General features: G+C 63.0%; 19 protein-coding genes and 1 tRNA gene. 12 read left to right on the forward strand and 8 right to left on the reverse strand.

Annotation, left to right across the window (positions count from 1 at the left end; all coding sequences use genetic code 11):
• Window positions 1-24 precede the first annotated feature (24 nt).
• Genes KH208_RS07385 through queF form a run of 3 tightly spaced genes read right to left on the reverse strand, consistent with a single transcriptional unit; the run spans window position 25 to window position 3,363 of the window.
• A complete protein-coding gene (locus tag KH208_RS07385; protein ID WP_291435151.1) occupies window positions 25-1,068 on the reverse strand; it encodes a hypothetical protein in 1,044 nt (347 codons plus the stop codon).
• Window positions 1,069-1,110: 42 nt separating this feature from the next.
• The gene (locus tag KH208_RS07390; RefSeq protein ID WP_291435152.1) at window positions 1,111-2,832 is read right to left on the reverse strand and encodes a lipid II flippase MurJ; all 1,722 of its coding nucleotides are present in this window, start codon (window positions 2,830-2,832) and stop codon (window positions 1,111-1,113) included.
• 30 nt (window positions 2,833-2,862) lie between these two features.
• On the reverse strand, window positions 2,863-3,363 hold the full coding sequence (gene queF / locus KH208_RS07395; protein ID WP_062253014.1) for a preQ(1) synthase: 501 nt from the start codon (window positions 3,361-3,363) through the stop codon (window positions 2,863-2,865).
• A 587-nt stretch (window positions 3,364-3,950) separates the two neighbouring features.
• Here queF and KH208_RS07400 point away from each other — a divergent pair.
• The 3 genes from KH208_RS07400 to yjgA are packed head-to-tail and all read left to right on the forward strand — an operon-like array spanning window position 3,951 to window position 6,245.
• Entirely contained in the window at window positions 3,951-4,766 is an 816-nt protein-coding gene (locus KH208_RS07400; protein ID WP_291435154.1) for a MogA/MoaB family molybdenum cofactor biosynthesis protein, read from the forward strand.
• A gap of 4 nt (window positions 4,767-4,770) precedes the next feature.
• Window positions 4,771-5,634 (forward strand): 4-hydroxybenzoate octaprenyltransferase, encoded by an 864-nt coding sequence (locus KH208_RS07405; RefSeq protein WP_062253016.1) that lies wholly within the window; start codon window positions 4,771-4,773, stop codon window positions 5,632-5,634.
• An 11-nt stretch (window positions 5,635-5,645) separates the two neighbouring features.
• The gene (yjgA, locus tag KH208_RS07410; protein WP_291435158.1) at window positions 5,646-6,245 is read left to right on the forward strand and encodes a ribosome biogenesis factor YjgA; all 600 of its coding nucleotides are present in this window, start codon (window positions 5,646-5,648) and stop codon (window positions 6,243-6,245) included.
• Window positions 6,246-6,258: 13 nt separating this feature from the next.
• Here the strand turns inward: yjgA and eamB are convergent, their stop codons facing one another.
• Window positions 6,259-6,855, reverse strand: a complete 597-nt coding sequence (gene eamB / locus KH208_RS07415; RefSeq protein ID WP_291435160.1) for a cysteine/O-acetylserine transporter — start codon at window positions 6,853-6,855, stop codon at window positions 6,259-6,261.
• 103 nt (window positions 6,856-6,958) lie between these two features.
• Between eamB and KH208_RS07420 the strand changes: the two genes are divergently transcribed.
• From KH208_RS07420 to KH208_RS07440, 5 genes are all read left to right on the forward strand, one after another.
• A complete protein-coding gene (locus KH208_RS07420; protein WP_291435162.1) occupies window positions 6,959-7,921 on the forward strand; it encodes a LysR family transcriptional regulator in 963 nt (320 codons plus the stop codon).
• A gap of 25 nt (window positions 7,922-7,946) precedes the next feature.
• Window positions 7,947-8,022: transfer RNA gene (locus tag KH208_RS07425), tRNA-Thr, on the forward strand.
• Between the two features lie 177 nt (window positions 8,023-8,199).
• The gene (locus KH208_RS07430) at window positions 8,200-8,547 is read left to right on the forward strand and encodes a DMT family protein (RefSeq protein ID WP_062253019.1); all 348 of its coding nucleotides are present in this window, start codon (window positions 8,200-8,202) and stop codon (window positions 8,545-8,547) included.
• A 6-nt stretch (window positions 8,548-8,553) separates the two neighbouring features.
• Window positions 8,554-9,333: a TSUP family transporter gene (locus KH208_RS07435; protein WP_062253020.1), complete on the forward strand. Its 780-nt coding sequence runs from the start codon at window positions 8,554-8,556 to the stop codon at window positions 9,331-9,333.
• A 108-nt stretch (window positions 9,334-9,441) separates the two neighbouring features.
• Window positions 9,442-9,945 (forward strand): heme-binding protein, encoded by a 504-nt coding sequence (locus tag KH208_RS07440; protein WP_008685871.1) that lies wholly within the window; start codon window positions 9,442-9,444, stop codon window positions 9,943-9,945.
• Window positions 9,946-9,992: 47 nt separating this feature from the next.
• On the opposite strand, the gene KH208_RS07445 is transcribed toward KH208_RS07440, so the two are convergent.
• The 3 genes from KH208_RS07445 to KH208_RS07455 form a co-directional block, all read right to left on the reverse strand.
• Entirely contained in the window at window positions 9,993-10,697 is a 705-nt protein-coding gene (locus KH208_RS07445; RefSeq protein ID WP_291435167.1) for a DNA-3-methyladenine glycosylase 2 family protein, read from the reverse strand.
• Window positions 10,698-10,842: 145 nt separating this feature from the next.
• On the reverse strand, window positions 10,843-12,228 hold the full coding sequence (locus KH208_RS07450; RefSeq protein WP_008685875.1) for a PFL family protein: 1,386 nt from the start codon (window positions 12,226-12,228) through the stop codon (window positions 10,843-10,845).
• A 105-nt stretch (window positions 12,229-12,333) separates the two neighbouring features.
• Window positions 12,334-12,897 (reverse strand): ACT domain-containing protein, encoded by a 564-nt coding sequence (locus KH208_RS07455; protein WP_008685878.1) that lies wholly within the window; start codon window positions 12,895-12,897, stop codon window positions 12,334-12,336.
• Window positions 12,898-13,236: 339 nt separating this feature from the next.
• On the opposite strand from KH208_RS07455, the gene lysS reads away from it, so the two are divergent.
• A complete protein-coding gene (gene lysS, locus KH208_RS07460) occupies window positions 13,237-14,742 on the forward strand; it encodes a lysine--tRNA ligase (protein ID WP_062254836.1) in 1,506 nt (501 codons plus the stop codon).
• A gap of 389 nt (window positions 14,743-15,131) precedes the next feature.
• Here the strand turns inward: lysS and KH208_RS07465 are convergent, their stop codons facing one another.
• Complete coding sequence (locus KH208_RS07465; RefSeq protein WP_291435170.1) at window positions 15,132-17,534, reverse strand: autotransporter outer membrane beta-barrel domain-containing protein; 2,403 nt, start codon at window positions 17,532-17,534, stop codon at window positions 15,132-15,134.
• Window positions 17,535-18,137: 603 nt separating this feature from the next.
• Here KH208_RS07465 and KH208_RS07470 point away from each other — a divergent pair.
• Genes KH208_RS07470 through bamA form a run of 3 tightly spaced genes read left to right on the forward strand, consistent with a single transcriptional unit; the run spans window position 18,138 to window position 22,808 of the window.
• Complete coding sequence (locus KH208_RS07470; protein ID WP_291435171.1) at window positions 18,138-19,364, forward strand: lipoprotein-releasing ABC transporter permease subunit; 1,227 nt, start codon at window positions 18,138-18,140, stop codon at window positions 19,362-19,364.
• A 2-nt stretch (window positions 19,365-19,366) separates the two neighbouring features.
• Window positions 19,367-20,053, forward strand: coding sequence for an ABC transporter ATP-binding protein (locus KH208_RS07475; protein WP_291435172.1), 687 nt, complete (start codon window positions 19,367-19,369; stop codon window positions 20,051-20,053).
• Entirely contained in the window at window positions 20,034-22,808 is a 2,775-nt protein-coding gene (gene bamA, locus KH208_RS07480; RefSeq protein WP_291435173.1) for an outer membrane protein assembly factor BamA, read from the forward strand. Before KH208_RS07475 ends, bamA begins: the two co-directional genes overlap by 20 nt.
• Window positions 22,809-22,902: the final 94 nt, after the last annotated feature.

Raw genomic sequence — 22,902 nt, forward strand, 5'->3', positions numbered from 1 at the left:
GCAAAAAGTTACCCAGCGCTTCCCTTATTTCTCTCCACCCAACGCCGCCAGCACATCCTCCAGGGCGCGCATGCACTCTTCCACGGCCAGCGCGGCGGTTTCACACTGCGGGTCATTGAGGGCCGCCTGCATGGCCCGTGCCGCCTCGGCCAGGCGGGTCGCGCCCAGACAGGGGGCCGCCAGTTCGAGCATGCGTCCCAGATGACAGAGACCCGCCGTTTCGCCGTCCGCGTACAGGCGGCTCAGGAGTTCGGGCGCGCGGGCAAAGCACTGGCGGAACAGCCCGGCGGTAATCTGCCAGGCGTCGGCATGCTTGCGCTGGAAACTCCGGCCCAGCGCCGGATTGACCGGCGCAAAACAAGACACGGGCGCGCCGTGGGCCTGTGGAGTCCGGCCATCCCGCCCGTCCGGAGCGTTATCGCCCTCGGCCGTGGAAGCGCTCAGACCCAGCACGATTTTTTCCGGCGCGGACGCATCAGGTCCGGGCAGGGCCGCATCCGTTTTCCGGGCCAGCAGGCGGCGCAGGCGGGCCAGATCCCCCCAGTGCCAGAGCAGCAAAAGCAGCACTCCTGTCCAGAACAGGGCCGCCAGGGCAAACCGCCAGACTTCGCGCCGGGCCGTCAGGGCCTGCTCCTCCGCGCTCAAACGCGGCGAGAGATATACTTCCACCGAGCCGACGGTCCGGCCTTCCATCTTGAGCGGATTCATGCCCTGTACGGTGTTTTCCGCGATTTCATCGTCCCAGGGCACGGGCTCCCACTGATAATTGCGACGCTGGCCTTCCAGCATGCCCCGCTTGGTCTGGACCTTGACCGCGTAAATGCTGTCGTCCTCCATGGCGGCCATGACGATGGTGCGGGCCGTCAGCTCGTCCAGCTCCCAGGCGGGCAAAGAAAGCAGGGCCGCCAGTTGCGCGGCCGTGCGCCCGGCCTCGCTGATGAGCCGGTTTTCCGCATCCCGGCGGCTGCTGTTCAGATTCCAGAGGCCGAGCAGCAGAAAAAGCAGAAGTCCCGCCGCCCAGGCGGCCAAAGCCAGCCAGCGGCGCGTGCCGTGTGTAATGTAGGGCATATATTTCGTGTGCGCAAAGCCGGCGGCCTTACGCCCTCCTTCTCATTTTGCGCGCAGCTCGCGCAGGCGGCCCGCCAGAGCGGCCAGATCCTCATTGCCCAAGACGGCCAGACAGAGCAGCCATCCCGCCAGCCCGGCGGCAATAGCCAGGGCCAGTGCGCTCCACTGCCCGCCCCACCAGCAACCGGCCGTCCGCGCGGCCGATGCCGCCCAAACGGCCAGGGCAGCGGCAGTTCCGGCGGCCAGAGCCGCCGCCGCCTGCTGCGCCAGCACCCGCCGGGGCACTGCCGGAGCGGCCTGCCCGCAACGTCGCAAGGCCAGGCGCAGCCCGCGCCAGAGCAGGCAGGTCTGGAGCCAGAGTCCCAAGCTCACGGCCAAGGCCGGGGCCATGGACGACCAAAGCGCGGGAAGACTATGGCCCAGCACGGTCCCGGCCGCAAGTGTCGCCGCCACGGCCCAGCCCGCGCTGACGGCGGTGCGCCGCGTTTCGGCCAGAGCGTTGCAGCCCGCCAGCAAACTGCGGTTGAGCGCAAAAGCGGGCAGGCCCGGCAGATAGGCCCAGAGCGCCAGCCCGGTTTCATACGCGGCCCGGTCGTCAAAAGCTCCGTGCCGCAGCAGGGCGTCCACCAGGTCCGGACCCACGGCCCAGAGACCGGCGGCGGCGGGCAGGCTGAACAGCAGGGTCCAGCGCAGGGCCGTGCCCAGTTGCCCGGCAAAGGCCGAAAAATTCCGTTCCGCCGCAAGGCGGCTCAAAGTGGGCAGGCTGGCCATGCCCAGACAGACGCCCACCAGGCCCAGCGGCAGTTCCAGCAGGCGCTCGGCGTAATACAGCGCCGCCACCTGCCCCTGGCCCAGGTCCGACGCCAGGCTCATGGCCGCCAGCATGGCCAACTGCGGCGCGGCGGCCCCCAGCAGACCGGCGGGCAGCTGCGCCAGGCAGCGCCAGGCAACCCGGCCCGGATTTTCACGCGCCGCTTGCGCCCGGATGTCGTAATCCGGACGGCCAGGCCAATCAGGACGATCAGGCCGATCTGGGCGCACCGGCTCCGGCAACGCCTCGCCCGGCAGCAGGCGGCGCAGGGCCAGCCACTGCGCCAGCCATTGGACCAGCCCGCCGCAGAACATGCCCAGAGCCAGGGTGGACGCGGGCGGCCAGCCGCCGAGGGCCGCAGCGGCCGTAAACAGCAGCATGGTCAGGTTGAACAGCGCGGGCGACAGGGCGGGCAGCCAGAAAATCCCCATGCTGTGCAGCAGAGCCATGCCCAAGGCGGCCATACCCGCCGTAAGCAGGTAGGGCAGGCAGATCCGCAGCAGATCCGTCACCCGCGCCGCTTCCGGGCCGGAAAAGCCGGGAGCCAGCGCCGAGGCCAGCCAGGGCGCCGACAGCAGGCCAGCCAGAGTCAACACGACCAGCACCAGGCCCAAGCGCACAGCCAGAGCCGACGCCAGGGGGCGCAAGGCATGCGCCCGCCCCCGCTCCTCCGCCGCATCGCCCGCCGGGCCGTGGGAACGGCGCACCAGACCGGCGGTAAGGGTCATGGACAAGGAGCCTTCACCCAGCAGGCGGCGCAGCACATGGGGCAGACGCATGGCCGCCACCAGGGCGTCCGCCGCCGCCCCGCCGCCCAGCAGCCAAGCCATGCCCATATCCCTGGCCAAGCCCAGCAGACGGGAACCGAGGGTAAAGCCGCCCAACAGGGCCGCCGTGCGCAGCATCCCGCCCGAAGCGGCCCGCGCGGGTTGAGGACAGGCGCGATCCGGCATGCTCAGATCCGTTTCTCCGACGCCGAGCCCTCAGGACCGGTGCGGATCAATCTCCGACCGCCAGGCCCGCACGGCCTCGCGCACGCGCCGGTCCTGCTCCTCGGGCATTTCCTTGAACTCCTCGGCGAAAACATGGATGCGCGTGCCGCCGCGCGGCACGAACAGGCCTTTGACCCGGCACCAGCAGGGCGCGAGCAGCTCGCGCAGGTCTTCCAGCACGGTGTTGGTGATCGTCTCCATGAAGGACTGGTGATTGCGGAAGGCGAACATATAGAGTTTAAAGCTCTTGGATTCCACGCAGAGCTTGTCCGGCACGTATTCCACACTGATGGTCCCGCAGTCCGGCTGGCCGGTCACCGGGCAGAGCGAGGTGAATTCGGGGAAACTGATGCTGATCACATAGGGCCGCTGCGGGTAACAATTGGGAAAGGACTCCAGCAGACCGACGCCGGGGCCGTCCTCAAAGGCCGGAAGACGGCCCGTGCCGAGGATATGCAGATTCTGGGTCTGGTCCTGACTGCGGGTGGGCATGCGCTACTCCTTGGAACATTATAACACATGAAATGCGCGGTTACGGCGGCAAAGGCCGCCTGCTCGCATTTCGCGGCAAGGATTTGTCCGCAAATTCTTACAGAGCAGTCGAGGCATTTCATGCGTCAACCGTCTAGAGCAGATTAACTTTGAAATTTTACAAATTTCAAAGTTGACATTCTGGCGAAAAACGTGCTTTTCGCCAGAATCCACGCCGTTTCGCGGCGCGGCGCGCCGTGTGCGACGTTAAAGTAATTTCAAAGTGAAATGGCTCTAACTCACCTCATTCCGGCAACCCGCCGGAAAAAACACGGGAAGCCTCCGGCGCGTAACGGACTTGTAACCCATTGCGCTTACGGCTACAATATTCTATTCGAGCGCTGCCCGGGGCGCTGCCTCCGGAGCAGGTTGACGCTGAAATTAATTTGCTCTGAAAAAAATTTTGTCCTTCCTGCCCAAAAAACGCTTTTTGTGAAGGACATACGTCCGCGAGGCATGCGACCGGAGCAAAAAAATGCGTCTGTCTTGGCCGCCGAAGAAATTTTTTCAGCAACAGCGCCGGGCAAGCAATCCCTTTCGGAGTACCCATGCATCTCAGCCTGCGATTACAGCCCTGCCGGACCGGCGACGGGCTGCCGCTTTTTCCCGCCGCCCTGCCCGGTGCGGACGTCTGGCCCGCCCACTGTCTGACGAAAGCCGTTCCCCGGCCCATGACCCGGATGCGGGTAGGAACCCGCCTGTATACAGAGGACGGGACGGCGCTGTTCTGCGTCACCGGGCGCATCTGGCTGACCACGCCGCCCGGACTGCGCCATGCGCACGCCTACAATTGTCCCATACTTACCGCCCTCACGGATATCGCGCCGCTCCCCAATCTGGACGACGCCGTACGCCTGGAAGTGCGCAAGGAAGGCCGTTCCCTGGCCTGGGTCACACTTTCGGACAAGGGTTCCCAGGGCATGCGCGAGGACTTGAGCGGCCCGGCCATCGCGGATCTGGCGGCGGCGCACCTGCCCCTCTGCCACAGCCAGGGTTTCCTGCTGCCGGATGAAGCCTCGCAATTGCGTGCCCTGCTTACGGATCTGGCCCTGAACCAGGGCTATGACCTGATCTGTACCACCGGCGGCACGGGGCTTTCCCCGCGCGACATCACGCCCCAGGTCACGGCGGCCCTGTTGGACCTGCCCCTGCCCGGCTTCAGCCAGGCCATGCTGGCCGCGAGCCTGGACAAAACGCCGTACGCCGCCATTTCCCGCGCCGTGGCCGGGGTACTGGGCCAGAGCATCATCATCAACCTGCCGGGCAGCCGCAAGGGCGTGCAGGAAAACCTGGCCGCCGTGCTGCCCGCCCTCCCCCATGCCTTTGACAAACTGCACGGCGACCCCGCCGACTGTGGAGGATAACAGCATGCGCACGCCTTTCGGCCAGTTTGCCGACATCTGCCGGATGATCAAGATCGAGCACTCCGTCTTCGCGCTGCCCTATGCCTGGGCCGGGGCCGTTCTGGCCGCGCGGGGCCTGCCGCCGTTGCGCAGCCTGATTTTTCTGACCATCGGCATGGTGGCCGTGCGCTCCTTTGCCATGGCCTTCAACCGCCTGGTGGATCTGCCCTTTGACCGCGACAATCCGCGCACCATGGATCGCCCCCTGGTCACCGGCGACATCAGCGTCGCCCAGACCTGGGCCTTTTGCGGGGCCACGGCCCTGATTTTCATCATTGCCTGCGCCTGCCTGAACAGCCTCTGTTTCTGGCTGGCCGTACCGGCCCTGCTGTTCGCGGCCGCCTACAGCCTGCTCAAGCGTTTCACCGCCCTCTGCCACTTCTGGCTGGGAGCCACCCTGGGCCTGGCCCCGCTGGCCGGATGGATCAGCGTGAACCCCGCGGGCATGGATCTTTCGCCCGTGCTGCTCTTCCTGGCCGTGACCTTCTGGGTGGGCGCCTTTGACATTTATTACGCCTTTCAGGACCTGGATTTCGACCTGGCCTTCGACCTGCGTTCCGTGCCCTCGGTCTACGGGCCGGACACGGCCCTGGCCCTGGCGGCCTTCTCCCATGTGATGACCGCCATTTTCCTGCTGCTGACGGGCCTGGCGGCCCATCTCTCCTGGCCCTGGTACGCCATTTGCCTGGGCATCGGCGTTCTGCTTCTGGTGGAACACAGGCTGATGCGCCCCCAGGATCTGCGCCATGTGAACACCGCCTTTTTCACGCTCAACGGGATCATCTCGCCGGTGGTGCTGGTCGGCGTGATCCTGGGCATTTACATCTGACCGGAATCATCATGCCCCGTAAAAAAAATTATCAGTGGCAGGCTGGCGGCAATGCGGACAATGCGGAAGCCCCCAGCCGTTCGTCCAAAAAACGCCAGAGCCTGGCCCTCCAGGCATTGGGCGAGGAACTGACCCGCCTGTCCCCGGCGGAACTGCGACATCTTGACCTGACGCCGGATCTGAGGGAAGCCCTGACCCTGTATGCCCGCATCCGCGATCATGAGGGCCGCCGCCGACAAATGCAGTATATCGGCCGCCTGATGCGCGAAACCGCTGCCGGGCCCCTGCGCGCGGCCCTGGACGCCAGGCCGGACGCGGCCGCGGCCGACACCGCGCGCTTCCATCAGGTGGAGCAATGGCGCGAGCGCCTCCTGGCCGCGCCCGAAACGGAAGTGGAAAGCCTGCTGGAAGCGCTGCTGCGGGCCATGCCGGACGCTGATGCCGTTCCGGCGGACCGGCCCGCGCCTGGGGAACTGCGCCGCTGTGTCCGGGAAGCGCGGGAGGCCCGCGCCGCCCAGGCGGCAACAACGGCCAAAATCGCGCCGCATGCCTCCCGCGCCCTGTTCAGGGCCCTGGCCCGCGCGTTGGCTCCAGTCCCGGACAAAGCCTGACGCGGGACGCGATCTACATAAACATCTGCAGCACGCTGGCCGCCAGCAACCCGGCCAGCAGCAGGTTGAGAGCGCGGCCGTGCCGCCGGAACGTCTCCCGCAACAGGCCGCCCGCCCCGGCCCAGAGCAGATTGCAGGCGACGCCCAGCGCCGCGAACACAAGGGCGCAGCCCAGCACATGCGGTCCGTCCGGCGCATGCGGCAGTACAAAGCTGGTCAGGGCCGTGAGGCCGCAGAGCAGCACCTTCACATTGACGAATTGCAGCGCAAGCCCGCTCCAGAATCCCAGCGGGCGGCCCGTAACCCCGCTGCCCCCCTCCTCTCCCGCGCCGCCCGCCGCCATCCGCCAAGCCAGCCAGAGAATATAGAGCGCGCCCGGCCAGACCAGCCAGGCGGCCAGCCCCGGCAGCATGCGCGCCAGAACGAGCGCCGCGCCCCCGCAGAGCAGCATGACGGCCAGAAAACCGGCGCTGATGCCGGCCAGCAGGGGAACGCTGCGACGCAGGCCGTGCGCCGCGACGCTGCTCAGCGCCAGGATGTTATTGGGGCCCGGCGTCACGGCGGCGATCAGCGCGTAGCTCAGGAAGGAATAGAAGGCGACGAAAGACATGACATTCTCCTTGCTTTTTCCCAGCATAGCGTCGATAGTTCCATCGGAATAGTGAATATTTTTGCTTTTACTCTTCGATGAATTCGATGAAAAGGAGGCGAGCATGGATCTGCGCCGTCTGGAGGCCCTCAACGCTGTGGTGGACGAGGGCAGCTTCGAGAAAGCCGCGCGCCGCCTCTGCTGCGCGCAATCCACGGTCACCTTCCAGATTCGCCAACTGGAACAGGAACTGGGTCTGCAATTGTTCGAGAAAGTGGGCCGCCGCATGCGTCTCACCGAGGCAGGCCACGGCCTCATGCCTCAAGTGCGCGAACTGGCCAGAGCCCTGGACGGCCTGCACGCGGCGGCCCGGCGGGAAGAGCCGCGCGGCCTGCTGCGCGTGGCTGTGGGCGAAACCCTGCTGGCCTGCAAGCTGCCTGAGGTTCTGCGCCGTTTCCGGGCCCGCGCCCCGGAAGCGCGCCTGCACCTGCAATCGCTCAACTGTTACGTGATCCGGGATGCGCTGCTCAACGGCGCGGCGGACGTGGGGGTGTTTTACAGCCAGGGACCGGACGCCTCGCTGTCGCAGGAATCTCTGGGGGATTTTCCCCTGGCTCTGGTAGCCGCGCCGCAGTCGGCGGACATGGATTTCACCCGCCCGGACCAGAAGTTGCCCACCAGCCTGATTATCAACGAACCCCAGTGCATGTTCCGGCTGTTCTTTGAAAACACGCTGCGCCGCCGCAACATCAGCCTGAACGGAACCATTGAGCTGCTGAGTATTGAAAGCATCAAAAGCTGCGTGGCCGCCGATCTGGGGATTTCCTATTTGCCCCGCTTCTGCGTGGAGCGGGAATTGCGCGAAGGCCTGCTCCGCGAGCTGCCCTTTGTCGAACCGGCCCACACCCTGCACGCCGTCTGCGCCCGTCACGTCAATAAGGCCCAGAGCCCGGCTCTGCGTCTCTTCACGACACTGGCAGAGGAATGTATCGGCGGCGTTTTGCCTGGCGGCGCGGGCCCTGACAGCCGACTGGCGGACCGCATGCAAAAAACTCCGCCGCAAGACTTGACGGCGGCCAGCCGATAGGATAGAAGCCATCTTCGTTAACAGCGCCCTTGTAGCTCAGTCGGTAGAGTGCATCCTTGGTAAGGATGAGGTCATCAGTTCAATCCTGATCAAGGGCTCCAGAAAAAGTACCCGCGTCTATATGGCATAGGCGTCAGATTATGATGACAAAGGCCCGGTTTCGTGGAAACCGGGCCTTTGCGCCGCCTGGGGCGGTAAAATCATCGGGCGGAGAGGCATAAAAGCCGGTAACGCCCGCATACTTTCCCATGGGCATTTTTCGCGCAAGGCAGGCGGCCATGCAGATTCCCGTTCCCCTTGTCACCGTGGGCCTGCTCACGCTGTCCAATATCTTCATGACCTTCGCCTGGTACGGGCATCTGCGTTACAAGGGCGCGGCCCTGCCGCTGGTAATCCTCACCAGCTGGGGCATCGCCTTTTTCGAATATCTGTTGCAGGTACCGGCCAACCGCATCGGTTACGGTTATTTTTCCGCCGCTGAGCTGAAAACCATTCAGGAAGTCATCTCCCTGAGCGTCTTCATGCTTTTTTCAACATTCTGGCTGCATGAATCCCTGCGCTGGAACCATATTCTGGGCTTCGCGCTGATCGTGCTGGCGGCCTGGGTCATCTTCAAGGAGTGGTAGGACCGCATGTTCACCCTCACGCTGAGCACCATCCTGATCTGCACCGGCGCGGCCCTGCTGGGCGGCTTTATTGACGCCATCGCCGGGGGGGGCGGCCTGATCACCATGCCCGCCCTGCTGCTCACCGGCGTGCCGCCGCATCTGGCCCTGGGTACCAACAAGGTCAGTTCCTGCGTGGGCACCAGCGTGGCCCTGGGCAATTTCGCCCGCAGCCATCTGGTGCTCTGGCGTCTGGCCCTGGCGGGGCTGGTCTTTTCCCTGTTGGGGGCTTACGCCGGTTCCATCCTGGCTCTTTATGTGAACAGCGAAATTCTGGGCAAAATCCTGGTGGGCCTGCTGCCTGTGGGCATGTGCGCCACCCTGCTGCCCAAAAAGGAGCGTGAATGCGCGCCCCGCCCGCTGGAAGGCGCGCGCTTCTGGACGCTGGTGCCCCTGGTCTGCCTGTTGATCGGCGCGTATGACGGCTTTTTCGGGCCGGGTACGGGCAGTTTTCTGATCCTGGCCTTTCACTGGATTCTGCGTGTGGGGCTCATTGAGGCCTCGGCCACCTCCAAGGTGCTCAACCTGGCTTCCAATTTCGGCGCGGTGGTGGCTTTCATCTGGCACGGCAAGGTGCTCTGGCCCTTGGCCCTGGCCATGACCGGGGGGTCCGTAATCGGCAACTGGCTGGGCAGCCGCACGGCCATCCGGGTGGGCGCCAAGGCCGTGCGGCGCTTCCTGACTGTCTCGCTGTCCCTGCTGTTGCTTACCCTGATCTGGCAATACTTTCTGGCTCCGGCCCGTTGAGCCTGGGACCACAGCTTGCCTTGCCGTTTCGGCGCATGTTACCATAATGCCGCTTCAGCGGAGCCGCCGCACGGCGGTCCGCCCCCACCCTTTACAAGGAGCAGCGTTATGCGTCGCATTCTTCCCCTTGCTCTGATGCTTCTTCTGCTGGCCGCCACGGTTCAGGCCGCCGGTCCTCAAAAACAACTGCCCGGCGATCTGACCTTGGCCCAGGCCCAGGAAGTGCTCAAGGCCGCCCTGGTCAAAGCCGAAGCCCAGGGCGTGCCCATGAATATCGCCGTGGTGGACGCGGGCGGCAACCTCAAAGCCTTTGCGCGCGAGGACGGCGCGTTTCTGGGCAGCATCGACGTCGCCACCAAAAAAGCCCGCACGGCCCGTTTCTTCAATATGTCCACAGCCCAGTTGGGCGCGGCCTCCCAGCCCGGCAAAGAGCTGTACGGCATTGAAGTCACCAATGACGGGCTGGTCATTTTCGGCGGCGGCGAGCTGCTGATCAAGGACGGCGTCATTGTGGGCGCCATCGGCGTGAGCGGCGGCTCGGTGGCCGAGGACACAAATGTGGCCAAGGCAGGCGCGGCGGCCTTTGACTCCACGGCCGGGAAGAGCAAATAACGGATAATTGACATTCCATGAGAAAGCCCGGCGCAAGCCGGGCTTTCTCATTCAGACGCGCTTTTCCGTGCCGTTGTACGGCGCGGCGCGCTTCGGGATGCGACTTTGGACGTCGCCTTGGGCGCGGGATCCGTGAGGCCCGGAACGGCCCCGCCGGCCACGGCCCAGAGGTACAGACTGGCTACTGTGGCATGGGGCGCGTAACGCCGCCGGTATTTGTCGAAGAGTTTGCGGTCGACACGACGGTGGCGGTAAAGCATGCGCAGGCCGCGCTGAATAGCCAGATCGCCGTAACTGATGACGTCGGGCCGCTGCAACGAGAAAGTCATCAGCATTTCGGCCGTCCAGACGCCCACGCCGGGCAGGCGCGCCAGTTCGGCGCAGAGCGCGTCGTCGGGCAGGGTCCGCAGGGCCTCCACATCGAATTCGCCGGAAAGCACCCTCTCGGCGGCCGCCTTCATATAGCCCACTTTGCGGAAAGACAGGCCGAAAGCCTGCAAGCCAGTCTCGGACGTTCCCCGGATGACGCCGGGCGTGATCGCGCCCAGGCCCGCGCGCATGCGCGCCCAGATGGTCTGCTGAGCCCTGGTGGCGATCTGCTGGCCCACAATGGCGTGAATCAGAGCCTCAAAGAGGTCCGGCACGACCTCACGGCGCACCGGGCCGATCAGCTCGATGATTTCGGCCATGCGCTTGTCCCGCGCCTTGAGGTGGGTGATTTCCTGTTCGCCGTATGTAAAGTACTGCGCCATGGCAATGCCGACCGGGGCAACTCCCCTTGGTCCACTCCCAGAGCAATTCAAAGTGAAATTGCTCTAAAGGTAAAGTTTGAGAAAAAAAAAGGGGGCGTGTGGGAGAGAGACTTTGTTCACCAAAGTTTCTCTCCCACACGAAACGTCAGTTTTTCAGGCTGTGGATGGGCGCGGGAATCCGCCCGCCCAGACCGATGAAGCCTGAAGCGTCGCCCGGCGTCACCGGAATGATGGCGGCCTTGCCCAGCAGGCCGCCGAAGGAAACCTCGTCGCCCACGCCTTTGCCGGGCACAGGAATCACGCGCACGGCCGTGGTCTTGTGGTTGATCATGCCGATAGCCATTTCATCGGCGATGAGCCCGGAGATAGTGGCCGCGGGCGTGTCGCCGGGGATGGCGATCATGTCCAGCCCCACGGAGCAGACGCTGGTCATGGCCTCCAGCTTTTCGATGCTCAGGCGGCCGGACATGGCCGCGGCCTCAATGCTGGAATCCTCGGATACCGGGATAAAGGCCCCGGACAGGCCGCCCACCGAGGAGGAGGCAAAAGCGCCGCCCTTTTTCACCGCGTCGTTGAGCATGGCGAGCACCGCCGTACTGCCGGGCGCGCCGATGCTGGACAGGCCCAGGCTCTGAAAAATTTCGCCCACCGAGTCGCCCACCGCCGGGGTGGGGGCCAAGGAAAGGTCGGCCACGCCGAAGGGGATGCCCAGCCGCCGGGCCACTTCGGTTCCGATCATCTCGCCCACACGGGTCACCTTGTAGGCCGTGCGCTTGATGACCTCGGCCATATCCAGCAGGGTCAGGCGGCCGCCCTGCTCGTTGTGTCCGGCGGCCAAGGCCCGGTCAATGGCCTTCTTGACCACGCCGGGGCCGGAAACGCCCACATTGATGACCACGTCCGGCTCGCCCACGCCCAGATAGGCCCCGGCCATGAAGGGCACGTCCTGCGGAATATTGGCAAATACCACCAGTTTGGCGCAGCCGATGCCGCCGCGCTCGGCCGTGGCCTGGGCCACCCGGAGAATCTGCTCGCCCATCAGAGCCACGGCGTCCATATTGATGCCGCTGCGCGAGGAGGCCACGTTGATGGAGGAACAGATGCGGTCGGTCTGGGCCAGAGCGTCGGGCAGGGCCTCGATGAGGGCGCGGTCGCCCTTGGCGAACCCCTTTTCCACCAGGGCCGTGAAGCCGCCCAGGAAATCCACCCCGGCTTCCTTGGCGGCCTCGTCCAGGGCGCGGCAGATGCGCACCATGCCGTCCGGGCCGAAGGGCGCGCCCACCACGGCGATGGGGCTGACGCTGATGCGCTTGTTGACCACCGGGATGCCGTACTTGTCGCCTACTTCGTCGCAAACGGCCACGAGCTGCGAGGCATAGCGGCGCAGCTTGGCCCGCACGTTGGCGGTGAAGAGATCCAGATCGTGGCTCACGCAGTCAAACAGGCTCACGCCCAGGGTGACGGTGCGCACATCCAGATGCTCGTTGCGGAGCATGTTCAGGGTGCTGATGACTTCGCGTTCTGAAAGCATGGCGTATCCTGTGTACCATGCGCGGCCTGCCGCCCTGCAAGAGGACCGGACTGCCGCTGCAAAGCTGAATGTTGTTTTCCGGCAAAAAGCCGGGCGCGGCTGTCCTTAAAAAGAACTCACTCTGTGGACGGCCTCGAAAATATCGCGGTGCTGCACGCTCACGCGCAGATGGCGGCTCTGGCCCTCGCAGGCCAGCTCGCGGCGCAGGCGGCCCAGATCCGCATCCTCGGGCACCATAACCTCAAACACGAAGAGCGCGTGATCCTCCCCGCCCTCGCCCAGGATGGCCTTGAGACTTTCGATGTTCACGCCGTGGCGGGCGAATACGCGGCTCATGGCCGCGATGAGTCCGGGCTTGTCCGGACCGTCGGCGGTGACCACAAAGGGATCGCACTTGAGGTCTTTGCCCCACTGCCCCTCAATGGCCGGACGCACCAGGACGGAGAGATCCACCTGGGCTTCGGCCAGACCGGCGGTGAGCTGCTCGCGCAGTTCCTCGGCGCTGCGGCCCTCCGGAGCCTGGACCACGAAAATGGCCGCGAACTCGCCGGAAAGGATGGTCTGGGTCACTTCCACGATATTGCAGCCCGTTTCACCCAGGATGCGGCTCACCGTGGCGACCACGCCGGGGCAGTCGCGACCGAGAAAGGAGGCGGTGTATTTCTGCATGACACTGTCCTTGGGAAAGCGCCGGTTGCCCTGGAAATCGCGCCTCCGGCGGAAAGCGCACTTATACACGCAAACACGGGCACAGTTCAAGCCCGGAAAGCCCTTCCCGCCCGCGGCACGGTCGCCCCGGACGGCCGGACAATCTTGACGCTCCCGGCTGAATGGCATACCGTAACGCTCCTTTCCTGAACAGTGACGAACATGACGGCGCGGGGCCTGGCCTCGCGGATCGTCAAGGCAGGGCCAGAGCGGGGGAATTCAGTGGAAAACCGGGAAAAGAAGAAAAAGCCTGTTGTCAAACTGGGCACCAAGTCTTCGCATGCGGCATACTTCATGCCCATGCTGGAAAGTTTCGCCGCGCGCGATGATCTCAACGAGGTCATCAAAAACCGGGTCAGCAAAGCCTGTGACCTGCTGGACGCGGGCGTGCCCCTTTTTCCCAATGATTTCCACAAAGACCATGCCGTTTCCTGGGTGCTGGAAAAGTTCGGCGGCCTGGAAGGCGACGACCTGGAAAAACAGGAAGACGTCTTTGCCATTGCCGGGCGCATCGTCTCTTTGCGCTCCTTCGGCAAGGTGGCCTTCTTCCACCTCATGGACCAAAGCGGCCGCATCCAGTGCTATGCCTCGCGCGAGCATCTGGACGAAGAGACTTACAAGATCGTCAAGAAGCTGGACGTGGGCGACATTGTGGGCGTTTCCGGCCACTTGTTCCGCACCAAGACCGGCGAACTGACCATCGCCTGTCGCAGCCTCAAGCTGATCACCCGCTCCATGCGGCCCCTGCCCGAAAAATACCACGGCCTCAAGGACATGGAGACGCGCTACCGCCAGCGCTATGTGGACCTCATCGTCACGCCGCGCGCGCGGGAGATCTTCGCCAAGCGCAGCCTGATCGTGCGCGAGTTCCGCCGCTTCATGGAGGAGCACGGCTTCATGGAGGTGGAAACCCCCATCATGCAGCCCCTGGCCGGGGGCGCCACGGCCAAGCCGTTCAAAACCCACCATAACGCGCTGGACCTGGATCTTTTTCTGCGCATCGCGCCGGAGCTCTACCTCAAACGCCTGCTGGTGGGCGGCTTTGAAAAAGTCTTTGAGCTGAACCGCAGTTTCCGCAACGAAGGCATCGACACCCGCCACAACCCGGAATTCACCATGTGTGAGTTCTACTGGGCCTATGCCACCTTTGAAGATCTCATGAACTTCACGGAGAAGCTCTTCGCCCATCTGGCCATGGCGGCCTGCGGCACCACGGTGGTGACATATCAGGGCCAGGAAATCGACCTCACGCCCGGCCACTGGAAGCGCCTCAGCTTCCACGACTCGCTTACGGAAATCGGCGGGCATTCCCCTGATTTTTACAATGATTACAGCAAAGTGCGCAACTATATCCGCGAGCGCGGCGAAAAGGCCGCAGACAGCGAAAGCCTGCAAAAACTCCAGGCCAAGCTCTTTGACCTGGATGTGGAAGGCAAGCTGATCCAGCCGCATTTCATCTATCATTATCCCACGGAAATCTCGCCCCTGTCCCGCCGCAACGACCTGCGACCGGAAATCACGGACCGCTTTGAACTGTTCATTACCGGACGCGAGCTGTCCAACGCCTTTTCCGAGCTCAATGACCCCGTGGACCAGCGCCTGCGCTTTGAAGAGCAGGTGCGCGAACGGGAAGCCGGCGACGACGAAGCCCACAGCATGGACGAGGACTACCTGCGCGCCCTGGAATACGGCATGCCCCCGGCGGCGGGACAGGGCGTGGGCATCGACCGCCTGGTCATGTTGCTCACGGATTCGGCTTCCATCCGCGAGGTCATTCTCTTTCCTCTGCTGCGGCCGGAGTTTTAGGGAAGCGCTGATTAGAGCAATTTCACTTTAAAATTGCTCTAACGCCGCACACAGTGCGGCGCGCCGCGAAGCGGCGTGGATTCTGCCGAAAACCACGTTTTTCGGCAGAATGAGCTTTTGAAACGTAGAGCGTTTCAAAAGCAAAACACTCTGAATGAGCAAGGCCCTCGCATCTGTCGGGATGCGGGGGCCTTTTTTATGTCTGTAAACGGCGCGGCGGCCTGCAACCGCCGCGCCGTTGCCCGCGCCCTTCAGGAAGGGACAAGGACGCGGACCTCGGGAAAAACCGTCCTCCGGGGAAGCGAGTAGCGGCGGACGGCTGTCCAGACGCGGCGGTTCCGCACGTTACGGAGCCGCCGCGTTGATGCGGATACAATCAGCCTTTCGGGCTAGAACTCATAGCGGAAGGTGCCGAACACGCCGTGCGCCGTGCTGTGGGCTCCTGCCTGCACATTGTAGTTCACGCCGAAGCTGACGTTGTCGTTGCCGAATTCCAGACCGGCCTGACCCATGTAGGAGATATAATCCATGGTCTGGGTATCCAGTTCCGCCGTGCCGTTCATGCCGGTGAAGCGCACGTCGCTGCGGGCCTTGATGTCCCCGGACGCCGGAATCACGGCCAGATCCAGGCAGGGCTTGACGTGCCAGCCGTTGCCCGTGGCAATCTGCTTGGAGAAGGCCACGCCCACCGGGAAGGTCCAGATGTTCTGACTGATGCCGTCGCCCTTGAGCAGCGTGCCGCCGCTCTTTACGTCGTATTCGTCGGTGTTCAGGCTCATGTAGCGCACGCCCACATGCGGGATGATGTCCAGATACTGGGTTTCCAGCTTGTACTCGCCGCGCAGGCCCGCGCTGATGGCATAGGCCGTCACGTCGCTCTTGAGCTTGCCCATCCGCATCCCGGCGGGCAGATCCTGCTCCAGCTTGTTGTAGGTGGAGGTGTAGTTCACGTCGGCGGTCACGCCGAAGTTGTTCTGTGCCCAGCCCAGATACGCGCCCAGGCCCCAGAAGTTCATATTGTTGGTGGTTTCGTTGAAGTCGCCGGAGCCAGTGGCATAGCCGCCGCCGATATTGAAGGTGATGCCCGCGCGGATGGCGTTGTCAAAGGTATAGTCAGCGCCGATGGCCACGCCGCCCAGGCCGCCGCTGTAGTCCAGATTAAAGCCGCCGCCTTCCAGACCCCAGCCGTTGGAGCTCTGGTACAGGGGCATGATCCACATGACGAAGCCGGTCTTGGAAGCGTCACCGGCGGAAGCGCCGGACACGGAACCGTCCATAGCCATGCTCTGTATGGCGTTGCCTCCGGGCTGGGCCAGGCTGGTGCGCTGGGTCACAGCATTGCCCGCCGCGTTGCTGGCCGCCATGGTCATCTGCGGCACCGCGCCGACAAGCGCCATGCGCGCCGCGCTTTCAATGGTCACGGCGGCCTGCTTGGCGTCCGTGATATAATTATTGTCCGTAGCGCGCGACAGGAAGCGGCGGCCGCGTTCGGCCGCAAAATAGTCGTTGCGCCCGGCCGCGTACATGCCCACGGCCAGTCTGCCCAGCTCGCCGTCCAGCGTGGGCAGCGCCTCGGCGGCGGATTTGGCCCGGGTCGTGACCTCGCCGGTGGTGGCATCAAAGCTGAAACCGAGGAATGAAGTGCTGCTGAGCAGATTATCGCCACTCCAGCCATCCTGGTTGCCCGTCTGGGTGACGGTAACGCCCTTCGTGACGGTGTACTGTTGATTCGCTTTGGCCCCGCTGATGCGCAGTTTCGCGCCGTCATCCACAGTGACGCTGCCGTTGCCCTGAATCACGCCCGTGCCGTCCCCAGCGGACCGGGCGCTGACGTTAAACAGGGAGCCGGAATTAAAGGTCAGCGCGGAAATTGCTGTGGTAGTGATTTTTCCGCTGTCCGCCACGGCCAGGGTTCCGCCGTCATTGACGGCCATGGTCGAATTTTGGGCCAGAACCAGCGTGCCCGCATTGGTCACAGTGCCGCCGTTCTGGGTCAGTTTTGCGACATCCGTGCCGTTGCCCAGTGTGAGATTGCCCGCTTCCGCGATGTTCAGCGCGCCGCCCGTCATATTCACATTATCGCCGGTTGTGATGAGGCCGTAGCCGGTGACGTCGATGACGGCATTGCCTTCAATGCTGTTGGCTCCCGTGCCGCCGAACTGAATATGCGCGGCCTTGCCGCTGCTGCCGTTCATGGTGACTGTGCCGCCTTTGAACTGCGCGCCGATGGCGGAACCGCCGAACAACTGGCTGTTGTCGTTCATCACGATGGCACCGTCGTTGACGATCATGCCCTTATAGCCGCCGATGTAGGCCGAGGCGGCCGTATCTCTCTTGCCGGTCAACGTCAGCGTGCCGCCATTGATGGTGACGGTATTGGCGTCAACGGTGGCGAGCCCCTGACTGCCGTCGATGTTCAGCGAACCGCTTTCCATCCTGAAGTCCATGCCCTGGAAAGCGGGGTTTCCCGAATACACGTAATGGGTCAGGCGTCCGCCATCGCTGATGGTCAGCGACCCGCCGCGAATAATGACCTTTTTCGCCTCAAGGTATTGCGCATGCTGTCCCCCGATGTCGGTCGGCGACGCCTTATGGTTCGTAGCTGTGTAGGTTTCAGTGCCGCTGATGACCACTTCGTTATCGTTCCAGTTCGCAGCCGCCGCCAGGCCCGCGCCGCCCGGAACCAGCGCCCCGACGACGGCCAGGAAGCCGAAGACGTTGAGCAGGCCGCATTTTTTGAGTACGGCCCGATACTTATTGACAAGATTTCCGATAGCGCCCTTCGTAAGCATAACATACCTCCCAGGAGCCTCCGCTCCTCAAAAATTCCTACGGAGCCCAATGCTCCCTTCCTTCGCCGACAGATGGACTGTCGGTTTCCGGCTGGGCTTCGAGAATTTGCGGGAGAGCTATCTTGATGAAATAATGAATATTTTTTCAAAGTAAAAAACTGTGAAATTTTTATTAGCAATATGATATTGCAAATTTAAGCTACTGGAAGTATCATCATTTAAATATTCATTGACAGTCCATCTGTTGATGAACTGTAGACATATCGCCTTGGTATGCATACAGACAGTCCAGCAATCATCCTGAAATGCAGTCAACCAACTCATTTTTCTTGTTTTTTACGTCCGAAATGACGCCCCAGAGCGGATTCCTTTCGCTCCTGCGGCCTAAAAATTGACAACCCCTCGTCACAAAAACGAGGGGTTGTCAATGGTCTGATCCCGCTTGACGACACAAAAATCAGTCGCTGTACGGCACGACAAAGCCGTGACCTGCTCCTGATTTTTGGTCGCGTTGACCTTGTCAACGCTCTGGTACCTTTGCAAAGGTACGTTGCTCTAAAAAAAGTCTTGAATCTCAGGCCAAGCTGGGCCAGAATGCCGCAAATGTCCTTCGAACTCTTTGTGGCCTTGCGCTACCTCTTTTCGCGGCGCAAGCAGACCTTTATCTACATCATCTCCCTGATGTCCATTCTGGGAGTGGCTATCGGCGTAGGCGCGCTGGTGGTGGTTCTGGGCGTGTACAACGGCCTGACCACGGACATGCGCGACAAGATCCTGGGCGCCAACGCCCACGCCATCGTCATGTCCTATGTGCCCTCGGCTTTTGAGCACGACCAGGACCTGACCCGGCGCATCCGCTCGGTGGACGGCGTCACCGGCGCGACGCCCTTTATTTATACCGAAGTGATGCTTTCCGCGGGCGGCGGCGTCAAGGGCGTGGTGCTGCGCGGCATCGACCCTGCCAGCGCCCCCGAGGTGCTCTCCCTGCTGCACCAGATGCGTTCCGGTTCGCCGGAGGATTTGCAAAAAGAGGGCACGCCGGGCATCATCATCGGCGAGGAGCTGGCCCGTCGCCTGGGCCTGGCCGTGGGCAGCCGGGTCAATCTGCTCTCGCCCTCGGGCCAGAAGACCGCCTCCGGCTATTCCCCGCGCATCCGGCCTTTTGAAGTCGTGGGCATCTTCAAGACCGGCATGTTCGAGTACGATTCCTCCCTGGCTTTCGTCACCCTGAACGCCGCGCGTGACGTGCTGGGCCTGCCGCCGGGCTTCCTTTCGGGCATTGAAATCACGGTCAGGGACGTCTTCAAGGCCGATCAGACCGCCGCGCGTCTGTCCACGGAACTGGGTTCGCCTTTCTACGTGCGCACCTGGATGGAAATGAACGCCAATCTGTTCGCGGCCCTCAAGCTGGAAAAGGTCGGCATGTTCATTCTGCTGGCCATGGTGGTGCTGATCGGCTCTTTCTCCATCGTTACCACCCTGGTCATGCTGGTCATGGAAAAAACCCGCGATATCGCCATCATGATGTCCATGGGGGCCACGCGCGGCATGATCCGCCGCATCTTCATGCTTCAGGGCACCATCATCGGCGTCATCGGCACGCTGCTGGGCTATGTTTTCGGCTTGAGCCTGGGTTGGCTGCTCAAGCGCTACCAGTTCATCAAACTGCCTGAAAACGTCTACACCCTGGACCATCTGCCCATCATCATCACGGTTTCCGATGTGCTCATCGTAGGGGCCAGCGCCATGCTGCTCTGTTTTCTGGCCACTCTTTATCCGGCGCGCCAGGCCGCCCGCCTCGAACCGGCCGAAGCCCTGCGCTACGAATAATCATGTCCGAGCTCTACAAATTTTCTGACGTGGGAAAAAAGTTTTCCGGGCCTGGAGAAAATCTTGAAATTTTCAAGAATATCAATTTGATTGTGGAAGAAGGCGAAGCCCTGGCCATTGTGGGGGCTTCCGGTTCGGGCAAGTCCACCCTCTTGCATCTTATGGGGGCTCTTGATACTCCAAGCACGGGCGTCGTGGCCTTTGACGGCCGGGATATGGCCCAGATGAGCCCGGACCGGAAAGCCGCTTTCCGCAATAAAACTCTGGGATTTGTTTTTCAGTTCCACCACCTCCTGCCGGAATTTTCGGCACTGGAAAACGTGTCCATGCCTGCTCTCATCGGCGGCGCGCGCCGGGCCGACGTGCTGCCCGAAGCCCGTGCCATGCTGGAGCGGGTAGGCTTGGCCGCCCGCGCGGACAGCAAGATTGCCACCCTGTCCGGCGGCGAACGCCAGCGGGTGGCCATCGCCCGCGCGGTTCTTTTGCGGCCGCGCGTCCTTCTGGCCGACGAACCTACCGGCAATCTGGATGAAATCAGCGGCGCCCAGGTGGGGGATCTGCTGCAGGAACTCAACCGCGAACTGGGCATGACCCTGGTAGTGGTGACGCATAATCTGGAATTGGCCGCCAGAATGGACCGCGGCCTGGAACTTAGAGCGGGGGCTCTGTATGAGAAGTCTTTTGCATAGTGTGCTGTTCAGGGCCGTGTGCCTTGCCGCCCTGGCCTGCGCCTTACAGGCGCTGTCCGCCCAGAATGTCATGGCGGCCAAGGCCGGGCAGCCCCTGGTTCTGGTGCTGCCCTTCCAGGTCAATGCCGGGCCGGACATGCCCGATGCCTCCCGCGATGTGCCGCAGCTCATCGTCAGCCAGCTGGAACAGAACGGCCTCAAGGCCGTGCCCATGAACCGGGCCCGCGCCCTGTTCGAACGCAGCGGCGACAACAGCATCGATCTGGCCACGGCCCGCCGCCTTGGGCGCCAAGCCGGCGCCAAACTGGTCATTTACGGCAGCTTCAATCAATTGGGCGACGGCTTCACCATGGACACCCGCTTGGTGCCCGTGGAGCAGGGCGAAGCCGTGCCCGCCGGTTTTGAGCGCAATTCCCTGGTGGCTCTGAGCGAATGCGCCACGGCCGTGGCCGGGCGCGCTTCGGACATGCTGGGCACCGCCGCGCCCGCCGCTCCGGCCCCGCAGGCCGACAACGGCCCCGGCTTCGTGCCCATGCACTCCCCGGCGGCCGCCGGCGACGGCCTGGCCGACGTGCAGGTGCGCGGCATGAAGATCATGGACCCGGACACCGTGCTCATGCGCCTGACCATCCGCAAGGGCGACAAGCCGGACGCCAACGCCATCAACGAAGAAGTCAAACGCATCTGGGACATGGGCTATTTCAGCGATGTGCAGGCCTCCATGGAAGGCAGCGTCCTGGTTTTCACCGTGGTGGAAAAGCCGCGCATCGACAATATCGTGGTGGAAGGCTCCAAGGATATCGACCAGGAAGACGTGCTGGCCGCCATGGGCACCAAGTCCGGCAGCGTGCTCAACGAGCAGATGCTTTCCGACGATTTGCAGAAAATCACCGAACTCTACCGCAAGGAAGGCTATTACCTGGCCAAGGCCACCTACCGCCTGGAAGACCGCCAGGGCGGCCGGGGCGCTGTGCTGGTCATCTCCGTGGACGAGGGCAACAAGCTCTATATCAAGGAAGTGAAGATCGAGGGCCTCAAGGAACTCAAGCAGGGCGACATGGACAAGTACATGGCGCTCAAGCCCCGCAACATCTTCTCCTGGTTCACGGGCAGCGGCGTGCTCAAGGATGAATACCTGGAGCGCGACACCAACGCCATTGCCGCCTACGGCCTGAACGAAGGCTTCATCGACATGCAGGTTTCCGCGCCGCAGGTGGACTACAAACCCGACGGCATCTACATCACCTTCACCGTGCACGAGGGCCCGCGCTATACCGTGCGCAACGTGAAATTCGCCGGCGACGTCATCGACAGCGAAGACAACATGCTCAAAGTGGTGCAGATGGACGACTGGGAGAAGTCCAACAAATACTTCTCCCTGACGGTCATGCAGGAAGACTCCAAACGTCTGACGGACTACTACGCCGACTACGGCTACGCTTTCGCCGAAGTGGACACCAAGCTGATGAAGGCCGACGACGGCAGCGCCCAGGTGGACGTGGGGTATCTGATCAACAAAAAACAGAAGGTCTTCATCCGCCGCCTCACGGTGGAAGGCAACACCAAAACCCGCGACAACGTCATTCTGCGTGAAATGCGCCTGGGCGACGGCGATATGTACGAGGGCGCCAAACTGCGCCGCTCCAGCGAGCGCCTGAACCGCCTGCGCTACTTCTCCGCCGTGGACACGGAACTGATCCCCACGGGCAATGAGGACGAGGTGGATCTCAAGGTCAAGGTCAAGGAAACCAATACCGGCGCCATCATGGGCGGCATCGGCTACTCGACCTATTATGACGTGGGCGTCACCGCCTCCATCATGGAGCGCAATCTCTTCGGCCGGGGCTACTGGCTCCAGTTGCAGGGTTTCTTCTCCTGGCGGCGCACCACGGGCATGCTGTCCTTTACCAACCCCCGCGTCTACGACACGGACCTTTCCCTGGGCAACGACCTCTATTATACGCACGACTACTGGGACGACTTTACCAAGGACACCGTCGGCGACACCATCCGGGCCTCCTATCCCATCGGCGAATACACCTCCGTGGGCCTGGCCTACCGCCTGGAGCGCTATGAATTGTACGACGTGCACAGCGATGCCTCGCCGTACATCAGCGATTACAAGGGCGTGAACTGGACCAGCGCCCTTTCCGGCCGCATCCTGCGCGACACCACCGACGCCAAGGACCGTCCCACCAAGGGCACCATCACCCGCCTCTGGGCGGAATACGGCGGCGGCGGCCTGGGCGGCACGGACAACTTCGTCAAGGCCGTGGCCGACTGGCAGGGCTTCTGGTCCTTCAACCCCCAGAATACCTTCCACGTACGCACCCGACTGGGCGGCGTGTTCCAGAACACCGACGACCCGGTGCCCGTGTTTGAGCGCTTCTGGCTGGGCGGCATGGACACCATCCGCGGCTATTCCTACTCCGACCTTTCGCCCCGCGATTACAAGTACAATGGCGAGCAGATCGGCGGCGACCGCATGGGCGTGCTGAATGTGGAATATATCTGGACCTTCCAGAAGGATATGGGTCTGGCCCTGGTGCCCTTCTTTGACGGCGGCTTCAACATCGACCAGAAGACCATGGGCAACGACCTGGACAAGTATCTGGTGGCCTCCGCCGGTCTGGAACTACGCTGGCGTTCGCCCATGGGCGATCTGCGCATCGCCTACGGCATCCCCCTGGTGCAGGACTACGACAAGGAAATGGAATCGGGGAGGCTTGAATTCAGCATGGGCCAGTTCTTCTAGGTTCAGGACTCGTTAATTGCCAACCATTTTATATCAGTGTATTTATAACGCCCGAGGTAAGTCATGAGCACACTGTTTTATCTTTCCACCGGGC

This window comes from Desulfovibrio sp., assembly GCF_018379785.1.
GTDB lineage: Bacteria > Desulfobacterota > Desulfovibrionia > Desulfovibrionales > Desulfovibrionaceae > Desulfovibrio.